The following is a 10,901-nucleotide window of genomic DNA, read 5'->3' on the forward strand; positions in this document are numbered from 1 at the left end:
TTCAGGTTCAACACTGGAACAACCGGAAGGACAGGCGCAGGCGTGGGCAAGACCGACGATTCGACATCGCTGAAGAGCACCCCCTTGATCGAGGCCGAGCGCCAGGTCGAGAGCTTCCGGCAAGTGCGCGAGGCGCACCGGATGGAGCTGGTGGAGGACTATGTCGAACTGATCTCGGATCTGCTGGCCGACGGCGGCGAGGCCCGCCAGGTCGACATCGCCACCCGCCTGGGCGTAGCCCAGCCCACCGTGGCGAAGATGCTGCGGCGACTGGCCCGGGATGGCTGGGTGGTGCAGCGGCCGTACCGCGGCGTGTTCCTGACCCCGGAAGGCGAGGCGCTGGCGCATGCCAGCCGCCAGCGCCATCAGACCGTGGAGCGTTTCCTGCTGGCGCTGGGCGTGGACGCGGATACCGCGCGGCGCGATGCCGAGGGTATCGAGCACCATGTAAGCGAGCAGACGCTGGCGTTGTTCGAAGCGTTTGTGCGCAAGGCCGAGGGCGAGGCGCCGTAACGGTAGCGCCGGGCCATGCCCGGCGGCTGTTCGCGCGGTGATGGAATGAGTCGAGCGTGGCTCGACTCTACAGATCGGGCGGACAATGGGCCTGCTGCTGCGCGCACGCCCGTTTCGTCCATTCCTTCAACACGGGCTGCAGGCCTTCGTAACGCCGGCCTTGCCAGCCATTGGCAAGTACATTCCCGTCTGCATCGATCAGCACCAGATTCGGCGGTGCCAGCCCGGCCAATGCCTGCAGTGCCGGCATGCGCGCGGCACGGCGCGGGTCCAGCACCGGCCACGGCATCTCCTGCGCGTGCATGTAGCGGCGCAGCGCGGCCTCGCTCTCATCCAGGCTGACGTACACCACTTCGGTATCGGCGCCGGCCTCGCGCAATGCGTCACGCACGCTGCGCAGTGTGGGTACGAAGGCATGGCAGGGCGCGCACCAGTCGGCGCCGAAGTACAACGCCACCAGCTTCGGTGGCGATGACCACTGCATCGGCCGCAGCGAGCGCTGTTCCGGCCGCATCAGCGAGGCCGAGACCTGCGCGTGCAGGTCCGCAGCCATCGCCGGTGCGGCCAGCAACACGGCACAGGCCAGCAACAACGCTCGTAGTGGCTTAGAACGCATAGCGCAGGTTGACGTACCACGAGCGCGCGAAGCGCGGCCCATAGACATAGTCGCTGTCACGCAGCGCACCCACTTCCAGATCCTTCTGACGCTGGTCGAACACGTTCTTGACGCCTGCGGCCACCGACACTTCCTGCTGCGCCTGAGCGCCCAGATGGCGGTGCCAGCGCGCACCCAGATCGGTCACCAGGAATGAACGCGTGCGATGCAGTTCGCCCAGCCGGTTGTTCAGCACCGACATCGGCCCGGTGTGGCGCAGCGCGACGAAGGTCTCCCACGGCTCGGCCGGCATCCAGCTGAGCTGGGCCAGGCCGGTCCAGCGTGGGGTCTTCAGGTAGTCCCGGCTTTCGATCACGGTGTCGCCGCCGTCGCCGGTGTCGTCGAAGATGCGCTGCGGTTCGCGGAAGCGCGAGCGGTACCACGATGCACCCGCGGTCAGGCGCCACTGCGGCGACGGCTGCCAGCCGAGGTTGGTTTCCGCGCCCAGCACGTTGGAACCGGACGCGTTGTAGCGCAGCTGACTGAGCTGTCCGTCATCGCCGCGCTGGATCTCGCCCAGTGCGAAGGTGTCGCGGATGCGCGCATACGAGGCGGTGGCATCCCAGCTCCACACCGGATTGGCCGGGTCAGATCGCCAGTCGAAGCCGAACAGGGTGGTCAACGCGCGCTCTTCCTTCAGGCCGTCGGTGTTGCGCACGCGCACCTGTTCGCCACCCAGCGTATCGACATGCACATCCTCGACGAAGATCTCTGGGGCACGGAAGCCGGTGGCAATGCCGGCGCGCCACTTCAGGTTGGGCGTGGCCTGCCAAGCCAGCGCGATGCGCGGCGAGAACACCGCGCTGTCCAGCTCCGAGCTCTTGTCCACGCGCGCACCCAGCACCAGGTCGACGTTGTCGCGCAGGCTCCACTCGTCCTGGATGAAGGCGCCCAGGTTGTGGAAGGTAGCGTCCTCCAGCACTGCCAGCCGCTGGCCGTCACCGGTGCGGTTGTCGTCGCGCAGCGCCTCGTGCTTGTACTGCACGCCGAAGGCCAGCGCGTGCGCCCCCAACCGCCAGTTCAACTGGCTGTCGATGTAGTGCAGCGGGTTGTGGGTGCGGCCGTACTGGCGCCACGAACGCGCTGCCGCGCTGCCGGCCACGTGGCGGTCCAGCTGCGATGGGTCATAGCCGGGTGCGGACGGATCGGTGACTACGTCGCCCAGACCGCCATAGAAGCTGTCACGGTCGATGTCGGCGAAGGCATAGGCCAGGCGGAAATCGACGTCGGCATTGATCTCCTGATCCCACGACACGCTGCCTCGGCGGTATTTCGTATCCAGCGATTCGGCGATGTTGGCTAGGTATTCGGGCTGGTCCAGGCGGTTGCCGCCGCGGCGGGTTTCATCGGTCACCTGCAGGTCCAGGCGCAGCCGTGTGCCCGGCGTGGGGGCGTACCAGGCCTGCAGCCCGCCGACCTTGAGGTTCTTGCGGGTGATCTCGGTGTAGCCGTCGCCGTTGTAGTCGATGCCACTGTTCCAGTTGCGCTGGGCGATCACTGACAGGCCCGCGTCTGCGTCCTTGGCCACCAGGTCGAGGCGCACATCGGCATTCTTCTGCGGCGTGCCTTTCAGCACGTCCACGCCGGCCTGCACATGGCCACCGCTGCGCGCCGGCAGCGGCGGGATCAGGTTGATCACACCGGCCACCGCGCCCGGGCCGTACAGCGCCGAACCACCGCCTTTGACCACTTCGATGCGGTCGACGAACCCGGCCGGGATCTGTTCCAGGCCGTACACACTGCCCAAGGTGGACAGCAGCGGGATGCCATCGAACAACAGCTGGTTGTAGGCGCCGGGCAGGCCCAGCAGCTGTACTTCGCTGGTGTTGCAGTTCTGGCAGTTGCTTTCCACGCGCAGGCCATTGATCAGCTCTGCGGCGCGCGAGAAGTCGGTGGCCGCGCGCAGCGCGATGTCTTCCTTGCGCAGCACCTCGGTGCGGATCGGCACGTCCGACAGCAGGCGTTCGCTGCGGGTGGCGGTGCTGACCTTGACCTGCACACGGTCCAGCTCGGTCGGCTTCGGTGTGGCTGCCAGCGCGGGCAACGGCAGGGTCAGGGCGATGGCGGCAGCCAGAGGCAGCCGGCGGGATAGGGGTCTGGAAACGGGCATGAGGGCGTCGTCCTTGGGAGAGGAAAGGCGGCGAGGGCGACCTGGCTGACGCATATGAAAGCAGAGGGTCATAGATATAGCAATGGCTATATAAATAAGTCCGTGCAATCACGAAGCTGAAAGCAGGATCAGAACATCGCGGACGACTGTGTTATAACATTACAATTAGGCAGCAGAACCCTGCCGGATGTCATGCCCGGCAGGGTGCGATCGAAATCGAGGAACGCCGCCCCGGTCTGGCCCCGGGGCGGCGAGGGGATTACCAGGCGGCGCGCAGGCCCACCTGGGCACCGTGGTTGCGATAGCCGCTGTCGCCACGCTGCACACGCAGGTCACCCCATGCGCTCCAGCGCTGGCCCAGCTGCAGCTGGGCACCGGCCTGCACTTCGTAGCGGTTCTCCGGCGTCCTCGCGCTCAGCGACTCGCTGTTGAAGCGCATGGCCTCATCGCGCGCGCCACGCAGCCAGTTCGCCGCCAGGAACGGCTGCACGCGGTTGCCCTGCAGCGTGCCCTGGCCAAACAGGCGTACGCCGAGGCGGCTGTTGAGGCCGCCGCCGCGACCATCCTCGACCGTGGTGCCATTGTTTTCGATCAGGCTGTCACCGTCGTAGTCGGTCCAGGTCAGCTGCGCCTGCGGCTGCAGGTACAGCGTGCTGGCCTCACTGCTGCGGATGGCCCAGGCGTAACCGGCTTCCAGCGACGCACTGCGGGTCCTGGAATCGTAGGTCTCGCGGGCGATGCCTTCGCCCTGCACCTCGTTGTCGAAGCGTGCTGCCTGCAGCCAGCCGTCCACATACAGGCCGGCACTGCTCTGTGCATCCTGCACCCAGCCCAGGTAGACACCGGCCGACTTGCCCTTGACCTTGCCGCGCGTGCCATAACCGCTCAGCGTCGACACCGCCTGCGTGGTCGCCTCGCCGGTGCCCAGCATCACGCCGACCTGGCCACGGCCATCGCCCCAGCGCCAGACATCGCTGCCCAGCTGCAGGGTGTTGATGTGGGTACGGGCATCGACCTGGCCGGCCACGTTCGCCTGCAGCTGGTCACGCCCGGCGCGCACCCAGGTGCCGATGCGGGCGCGGTCGAAGCTGGGCTCGCCGCGGTCATGGCGGCGCAGCTGGAACATCTGCACGGCCGCGGCCTGGTTGGCCAGGTACGCTCCGGGCTCCGGACGCAGCACGGGGACCGGGTCGACGGGATTGACCGGGTCCACCGGATCGACCGGGTCAACAGGATCGACCGGATCCACCGGCGCGCACTCCGGCAGCGACGGATTGATATCGCACGGATTACCAGTGTAGGCCGAGGTCAGGTACCAGTTGCCGTTGGCAGTGCCGGGCATGCCCTTGCGCAGGAAGTATTCGTACATGCCACCGATGGCGCGGCCCTGCATGGCGAAGGTTGCGGTGGAGGTGCCATCGACCTGCACCAGCGGAATGCCGTTGACGGTCTGCGCACCGGCGCCATTGATGTTGTTGACCACGATCCGGGTGTTGCCGCTTGCATCGCCGGTGACGTGCACCTTCGAAGTCGGCGCATCGTCGGCGGCCATCACCGTATTGAAGTGCAGCGTGCCGCCCTGGCCGACATAGTTGCCGTTGACGGTCAGCTGGCGGAACTCACCCGGCCCGAGCAGGATGTCGCTGCCCGCACCCAGGGTGAGGTTGCCGGTGTTGCTGTCGCCGGACAGCATCCAGCGACCGCCCTGGTCGACGATGACGTCGGCCGGGCCGAGGATGCGGCCGGTGAGGTCGAGACCGTCAAGGAAGCGCAGCGTGCCGGTGGCGGTATCTGCGATGGTGAAGTTACCGGCCAGCGTGGAAGTTCGGCCGCTAAAGTCGAACCGGGCACCTGCATTGGCCTGCAGGAGGTTGCCGTTGCCACCCTTCAGCGTGGCGCCGTTCTGCACGATGAAGCGGTTGACCTGCGGAGTTGAGCCCGCGGCTTGGGCGCTGAGCGCTGCGCCAGCGGTTCCTTCCACGGAGGAGCCATCGATAAGCACGTACCACCCATCCGGGCCCATGGTGGGTTGGCCGCCGGCGTTGAGTCGGCTGTAGATGCCATCCTGCGCGCCGACGACAGAAGAACCGCTGCGCAGTTCCAGAATGCCCGCCAGCATCTCGACGCCGTGCACATTGCCAGCAAAGGCCGTCGATGAGGCGCGGATGGTTCCGCCGCCCGAAATGCGCGAAGCCGTGAAAGGACTTTCGACGCGGCTGTTTGAAATGGTGATGACTGTGCGCGCGGATGCCGGGTTGGACAGTAGTGCACTGGTATTCAGGCCGACCAGCGTGCTGCCTCGGATGTCGCCGACGGAATCCGTCAACGTGACCTGGCCGGCGGATGCGTTGCTGAGGGTGAGTGTCGAATCCTGCGAATTTACTGAGCCGACTCGAGTGCCGTCGACGGTCAGCTGCGAATTGCCACGGAGCGTGAAGTTCTGCCCGACCCAGACATGGCCCGGAACGACCGTAGCGGACGCGCCGTTGTTCAGATCAACGGCCGCGGCCTCCATGGAGGGCACGAGAATCAGCCCGGCGAGTGCAAGTGCCAGCCGTGATCGGACAAGCGTGGAAGGAAACTTCGGCGTGAACTGCATCATGCGCATGGGTGTTTCTCCTTGAAGCTCATTGGGGTGGACCTGCATCCGCAGGACCGGAGGCGGCACTGTGCGGATCGGGTCTTGCCTGGGCCATGCAATTAATCTGAAACGACTGCAGCGGCACGTGCCGGATTCAAACCCCGTTCAATAACTCACCAAACTGAATGGAGCGCGTGGTCTGAATAATTCAGCGTGCGTGAGAGCGCAGTGAATGGCGCGTGCAGGATGCTCAAGCTGCGCATCTGCAATCTAAATCCGTGACAGCGGCCACAGTTCATCGGCGCCGTGGCGCTGCGTGGCGGGGGTCATGGAGTCGGGGACGGCTCAGAGCCCTTTCCTCTGGAAAGGGAGCCGACTCAGGGGCCTCGATCAGCCGCGGCGGAACGCGGCGGGGGTACGGGCGCCGACGATGATCATGCGGATCATCGTGGAGATCTGTTCAACCAGCTCCGGATCCTTCTCCGGTGGCAGGTCCATGGCGGTGGCACCCATCGCGAACACCAGCCGGGTGATGGCCTTGGCCACCAGTTCCGGGGCATGCAGTACGGCGCCATCCAGTGCGGCCAGGCGCACCAGGTCGTGCTGCAGCTCTTCCTCGAAATAGTGCAGCTCGCGTTCGACCGCATGCTTGAAGTCGTCCGAGCCGACCGCGCCCTCGCGCAGCAGCACGTGCAGCAGCTTGTCGTCGGCGCGCAGCTGCTCCATGAAGGTCTCCACCGAGACCCGCACCACGCTGGTGGCGGTGGAGGTGGCGCGCTGCCGGGCCTCGCCGATGATGGTGCGCAGCGAGCGGCCGGCCGCATCGATCAGCGCCACGGCCAGTTCGTCCATGTCGCGGAACTGCCGGTAGAAGCTGTTCGGCGCGATGCCGGCCTCACGTGCCACTTCGCGCAGGCTGAGCGTGGACAGGCTGCGGTGCGGCCCGATCAGTTTCAGGGCAGCAGCCAGCAGATCCTCGCGGCTCACCGTACGGCGGGCCGGGCTGTTGGCATCTTCGGGCGTCGACAAGGCGGTGGCGGCGGCCATGGGGGTTCCGGTGGGGCGAGGCTGAATCATACCCAATCCGGTTCAATATACACATGTATACACAGGTGTATGTGCGCCCGTATAGTGCGCCCATGAGCGCTGTCGTCCGTCCGTCCCTGTTCTCTCCGTACCGCTGGGTCTCGCCGTCGCTGTTCGATTTCTGGGCGGGCCAGCTCAATCCCCTGTGGACCCTGCGCGAGCCGGTGGCCCGCCTGGTCCGGCGCGAGCCGGCCGGCGAGGGCGCGGCGACCCTGGTCCTGCGCACCAACCGGCACTGGGCCGGCATGCGCGCTGGCCAGCACGTCACCCTAGGCGTCGAGATTGAAGGGCGCCTGTGGCAGCGCAGCTACAGCCCTACCACACTGGGTCGGCGCGAGCTGGCGATCACCGTCAAGGCGATCGACGGCGGCCGGGTCAGCCAGCACCTGGTCAATCATGCGCAGCCGGGCGAACTGTTCCGCCTCGATGCCGCTTTCGGCGAATTCCATATGCCGGCCGCGGCGCCGGTGCTGCTGCTGGCGGCCGGCAGTGGCATCACGCCGATGCGCAGCCTCCTGCGCGAGGCCTGCCAGCGCCCGCTGGCCGCGCCCGTGGACCTGTTCTACTGGGAGCGCACCGCCGCCCACCTGCAGTTCCGTGATGAACTGCAGGCGCTGGCCGCAGCGCATCCGAACCTGCGCGTGCATCTGCTGACCACCCGCGAGGGTGAGGCGCCGGCCGCGCGTATCGATACCCATGATCTGCTGGTGCCCGGCGATGACACGCCTCAGGCGCAGCGCCATGTGCTGGCCTGCGGCCCGGATGGATTCGTTGCCGCCGCGCGCGAGCGTCTGGCGCACCAGGTGGCCGGCTTCCAGGCCGAAGCCTTCACCCCGCCGGCGCCGTTGCGCGATGCCAGCAGCGAAGGTGAGGTGTCGCTGACGCTTGCGCGCAGTGGCCGCCAGCTGAGCGTACCGCGTGGCCGCTCGCTGCTGGAAAGCCTCGAAGCCCACGGCATCAAGCCCAAACACGGCTGCCGCATGGGTATCTGCAACAGCTGCAGCTGTGACCGCGTCAGTGGCGCCACCCGCCACCTGCGCACCGGCGACCTGCAGTCCGAATCGGCACAGCCGGTGCGGATCTGCGTGAGCGCACCGACCACCGACCTGACCCTGGATCTCTGAGGACGCCTGCCATGACCCGCGCTACCGACCGTGCCCTGAGTACTGCCGAGATGCATGCCTTCGGTGAGGAACTCGACGCGATCCGCGACCGTGTGATCGGCAGCCTCGGCGCCTCCGACACCCGCTATATCCGCCGCGTTGCCGCCGCCGTGCGCTGGTTCGGCGTGGGCGGCCGTGGCCTGCTGTTCCTGGCGGCGTTCTCGCCACTGTTCTGGATGCCGCTGCTGTGGCCGGCTGCGATCACCGGCACGCTGCTGCTGGCGCTGTCGAAGATCCTGGAGAACATGGAGCTGGGCCACAACGTCATGCACGGCCAGTTCGACTGGACCGGCGACCCCAGGCTCAACGGCAACACCTACGAGTGGGACATCGTTGCCACCGCCGACAACTGGCGCAAGACCCACAATTTCCGCCACCACACCTACACCAACGTGCGTGGCATGGACGATGACATCGGCTACGGCCTGCTGCGCATCTTCCCGGAACAGCGCTGGAAGCCGTTCTACCTGCTGCAGCCGATCATCGCGCCGATCTTCGCGCTGCTGTTCCAGTGGGGCGTGGCCGCGCAGGACCTGCGCCTGGGCCGTTGGCTGAAGGGCCGCATCAGTGGCCGTGCGATGTGGATGCAGACCCGCCCGGTGGCGCGAAAAATGGCCCGTCAGGTGCTGAAGGACTACGTGTTCTTCCCGCTGCTGGCCGGCCCGTTCTTCCTCACCGTGATGCTGGGCAATCTGGTGGCCAACGGCCTGCGCAACATCTGGACCTACGTGATCATCTTCTGCGGGCACTTCACCGCCGAATCGGAAACCTTCCCGAAGGAGTGCCTGCGCAATGAGTCGCGCGGTCACTGGTACCTGCGCCAGCTGCGCGGTTCGTCGAACATCAGTGGCGGTTTCCTGATCAACGTGCTGTCGGGCAACCTCAGCCACCAGATCGAGCACCACTTCTATCCGGACCTGCCGGCCAACCGCTATGCGGCCATCGCCAAGGAAGTGAAGGACATCTGCCGCCGCTACGGCCAGCACTACAACAACGGCTCGCTGCCGCGCCAGTTCGGCCAGGTGGTCTGGCGCATCCTGCGCCACGCGTTCCCGAGCAAGCCGCGCCGCCTGCCGATGTCGGACATCATGTCCGCACCGGCATCGGCCAACGCGGGCTGATCGACTCAGCCCGCTTTCGCCAGATCCGCCTGCTCGCGGTCCAGGCGACGCAGGAATACCTGCATTTCCTTGCGTGCCTGCTGGTCGCCCTTGCTGCCGGCCACGCTCAGCCCGCGTTGCCACGCTTCGCGCGCCGCCTGCGGCTGGCCACTGGCCAGCCAGGCCTTGCCCAGCAGCTTCCACGCCGCCGAATACTGCGGATCAAGGACCACGCAACGGCCCAGATGGGTTGCCGCGCGCACCGGGTTGCCGGCATCCAGCCAGCCCTTGCCCAGGCCGAAGCGCAGCAGCGCGCCGTCCTTGCCGCTGGCGAGCATGCATTCCAAAGCCTCGATGTTCATCAGCGCACCTCCACCAGCAGCTCGGCCGGTCCCGGCTGGAAGCGGCCGCGATGGAACAGCAGTGGCGCGCCGCCGTTCTCGTGCACTTCGATGATGCGGCCGGCCAGCAACAGGTGATCGCCCACCGGCCACTGCGCATGTCGGGTACAGGTGAGATGGGACACCGCACCGGCGATGCGTGGCGGGGCGTCCTCGTCGTCATCCAGCAATGCCAGACCGTCGAAGCGGTTGCGTACCTGCGGATCGGCAAAGCGCCGGGCCAGTGCTTCCTGGTCGGCCGCCAGCACGCTGATCGCAAAGCGGGTGGCGCGCTGGAAGGTGGACAGGCTCTGCGCGTGCAACGCCAGGTTCCACAGCACCAGTGGCGGCTGCAATGACACCGGCACGAATGAGTTGATGGTCAGGCCGACCGGCTTGCCCTGCGCATCGCGCGCGCAGACGATGGCCACGCCGGTAGGAAAGTGGCCGAGCAGCCGCCGCAGGGCACGCGGCGGCATCTCGACCGACGGCACCGGGGCCGGGGCGGGGAAGACCCCCGCCCACGGCCCGGCGTACGGCAGTGTCTCGCCGCTCATGAGGCCCGGGCCTGGCGGTAGCGCCGGCCGACCTCGGCCCAGTTGATGATGTTGAAGAACGCACCGATGTAGTCCGGGCGGCGGTTCTGGTAATGCAGGTAGTAGGCGTGTTCCCAGACATCCAGTGCGAGGATCGGGGTATTGCCGGACAGGCCGACCGTAGCGCCCATCAACGGGCTGTCCTGGTTGGCGCTGCTTTCAACCTTCAGGCGGCCGTCGCGATCGCTGGTCAGCCAGGCCCAGCCACTGCCGAAGCGGGTCTGCGCGGCCTTGGTGAAGGCCTCCTTGAAGGCATCGAAGCCACCCAGATCGCGGTCGATGGCGGCGGCCAGCTCATCATCGGGCGTGCCGCCGTTGGCGCTGAGCACGGTCCAGAACAGGCTGTGGTTGGCGTGGCCACCGCCGTTGTTGCGGACTGCGCCACGCTGCGCCTCGGGCACTGCATCGAGGTTGGCGATCAGCGCCTCGACCGGCTGCTCGGCGATGCCGGCCTGCTCGATGGCGGCATTGAGGTTGTTGACGTAGGTCTGGTGGTGCTTGCTGTGATGGATTTCCATCGTGCGCGCATCGAAATGCGGCTCAAGGGCGTCATAGGCATAGGGGAGCGGGGGAAGCGAGTACGACATCGAAGCAATCTCCGTGGGGAAGGCCAAGGGGGCTGGCCGTGGGGAGACTGTTATCGCACCTCAACATTGGTTGAGGTCAAGAGATCAAGAGGTCAAGGCCGAGGCATGGTAGTGCCGGCCGCTGGCCGGC

Annotated in this window: 11 protein-coding genes; 4 read left to right on the forward strand and 7 right to left on the reverse strand. The window is 66.8% G+C overall.

Annotated features, from left to right (window positions below):
- Window positions 1–42: 42 nt before the first annotated feature.
- Window positions 43–513, forward strand: a complete 471-nt coding sequence (gene mntR, locus V3B48_RS17045; RefSeq protein ID WP_014647435.1) for a manganese-binding transcriptional regulator MntR — start codon at window positions 43–45, stop codon at window positions 511–513.
- Between the two features lie 67 nt (window positions 514–580).
- On the opposite strand, the gene V3B48_RS17050 is transcribed toward mntR, so the two are convergent.
- From V3B48_RS17050 to V3B48_RS17060, 3 genes are all read right to left on the reverse strand, one after another.
- Window positions 581–1,129, reverse strand: coding sequence for a thioredoxin-like domain-containing protein (locus V3B48_RS17050; protein WP_285303165.1), 549 nt, complete (start codon window positions 1,127–1,129; stop codon window positions 581–583).
- Window positions 1,119–3,278 carry a TonB-dependent receptor gene (locus V3B48_RS17055; protein WP_285303164.1) on the reverse strand — a complete coding sequence of 720 codons (2,160 nt, stop codon included), beginning with the start codon at window positions 3,276–3,278 and terminating at the stop codon, window positions 1,119–1,121. Before V3B48_RS17055 ends, V3B48_RS17050 begins: the two co-directional genes overlap by 11 nt.
- Window positions 3,279–3,537: 259 nt before the next feature.
- A complete protein-coding gene (locus V3B48_RS17060; RefSeq protein WP_285303163.1) occupies window positions 3,538–5,397 on the reverse strand; it encodes an autotransporter outer membrane beta-barrel domain-containing protein in 1,860 nt (619 codons plus the stop codon).
- Between V3B48_RS17060 and V3B48_RS17065 the strand changes: the two genes are divergently transcribed.
- Entirely contained in the window at window positions 5,384–5,902 is a 519-nt protein-coding gene (locus tag V3B48_RS17065; RefSeq protein ID WP_285303161.1) for a hypothetical protein, read from the forward strand. The two genes, V3B48_RS17060 and V3B48_RS17065, sit on opposite strands and share 14 nt — an antisense overlap.
- A 347-nt stretch (window positions 5,903–6,249) precedes the next feature.
- On the opposite strand, the gene fabR is transcribed toward V3B48_RS17065, so the two are convergent.
- Window positions 6,250–6,906, reverse strand: coding sequence for an HTH-type transcriptional repressor FabR (fabR, locus tag V3B48_RS17070; protein ID WP_005409961.1), 657 nt, complete (start codon window positions 6,904–6,906; stop codon window positions 6,250–6,252).
- A gap of 92 nt (window positions 6,907–6,998) precedes the next feature.
- On the opposite strand from fabR, the gene V3B48_RS17075 reads away from it, so the two are divergent.
- Both V3B48_RS17075 and V3B48_RS17080 read left to right on the forward strand, forming a co-directional pair.
- Window positions 6,999–8,069, forward strand: a complete 1,071-nt coding sequence (locus V3B48_RS17075) for a ferredoxin reductase (RefSeq protein WP_285303160.1) — start codon at window positions 6,999–7,001, stop codon at window positions 8,067–8,069.
- 11 nt (window positions 8,070–8,080) lie between these two features.
- Complete coding sequence (locus tag V3B48_RS17080; RefSeq protein WP_285303159.1) at window positions 8,081–9,229, forward strand: acyl-CoA desaturase; 1,149 nt, start codon at window positions 8,081–8,083, stop codon at window positions 9,227–9,229.
- Between the two features lie 5 nt (window positions 9,230–9,234).
- Here the strand turns inward: V3B48_RS17080 and V3B48_RS17085 are convergent, their stop codons facing one another.
- From V3B48_RS17085 to V3B48_RS17095, 3 genes are read right to left on the reverse strand one after another with little or no spacing between them, the layout of a single operon-like run.
- Entirely contained in the window at window positions 9,235–9,570 is a 336-nt protein-coding gene (locus tag V3B48_RS17085; protein ID WP_032129997.1) for a tetratricopeptide repeat protein, read from the reverse strand.
- Window positions 9,570–10,145 carry a flavin reductase family protein gene (locus V3B48_RS17090; RefSeq protein WP_164080063.1) on the reverse strand — a complete coding sequence of 192 codons (576 nt, stop codon included), beginning with the start codon at window positions 10,143–10,145 and terminating at the stop codon, window positions 9,570–9,572. Before V3B48_RS17090 ends, V3B48_RS17085 begins: the two co-directional genes overlap by 1 nt.
- Window positions 10,142–10,771, reverse strand: coding sequence for a superoxide dismutase (locus V3B48_RS17095; protein WP_049462787.1), 630 nt, complete (start codon window positions 10,769–10,771; stop codon window positions 10,142–10,144). The genes V3B48_RS17090 and V3B48_RS17095 overlap by 4 nt, the downstream gene beginning before the upstream one ends.
- Window positions 10,772–10,901 lie beyond the last annotated feature (130 nt).

The sequence above is a fragment of the Stenotrophomonas sp. SMYL20 genome, assembly GCF_036320045.1.
GTDB lineage: Bacteria > Pseudomonadota > Gammaproteobacteria > Xanthomonadales > Xanthomonadaceae > Stenotrophomonas > Stenotrophomonas maltophilia_A.

Excerpts from the sequence above, each read along its gene's own strand:
- V3B48_RS17050 (WP_285303165.1), bottom strand. The coding sequence starts at position 1,129 with ATGCGTTCTAAGCCACTACGAGCGTTGTTGCTGGCCTGTGCCGTGTTG.
- V3B48_RS17090 (WP_164080063.1), bottom strand. The coding sequence starts at position 10,145 with ATGAGCGGCGAGACACTGCCGTACGCCGGGCCGTGGGCGGGGGTCTTC.
- V3B48_RS17055 (WP_285303164.1), bottom strand. The coding sequence starts at position 3,278 with ATGCCCGTTTCCAGACCCCTATCCCGCCGGCTGCCTCTGGCTGCCGCC.
- V3B48_RS17080 (WP_285303159.1), top strand. The coding sequence starts at position 8,081 with ATGACCCGCGCTACCGACCGTGCCCTGAGTACTGCCGAGATGCATGCC.
- V3B48_RS17085 (WP_032129997.1), bottom strand. The coding sequence starts at position 9,570 with ATGAACATCGAGGCTTTGGAATGCATGCTCGCCAGCGGCAAGGACGGC.
- V3B48_RS17065 (WP_285303161.1), top strand. The coding sequence starts at position 5,384 with ATGCCCGCCAGCATCTCGACGCCGTGCACATTGCCAGCAAAGGCCGTC.
- V3B48_RS17075 (WP_285303160.1), top strand. The coding sequence starts at position 6,999 with ATGAGCGCTGTCGTCCGTCCGTCCCTGTTCTCTCCGTACCGCTGGGTC.
- V3B48_RS17095 (WP_049462787.1), bottom strand. The coding sequence starts at position 10,771 with ATGTCGTACTCGCTTCCCCCGCTCCCCTATGCCTATGACGCCCTTGAG.
- fabR (WP_005409961.1), bottom strand. The coding sequence starts at position 6,906 with ATGGCCGCCGCCACCGCCTTGTCGACGCCCGAAGATGCCAACAGCCCG.
- V3B48_RS17060 (WP_285303163.1), bottom strand. The coding sequence starts at position 5,397 with ATGCTGGCGGGCATTCTGGAACTGCGCAGCGGTTCTTCTGTCGTCGGC.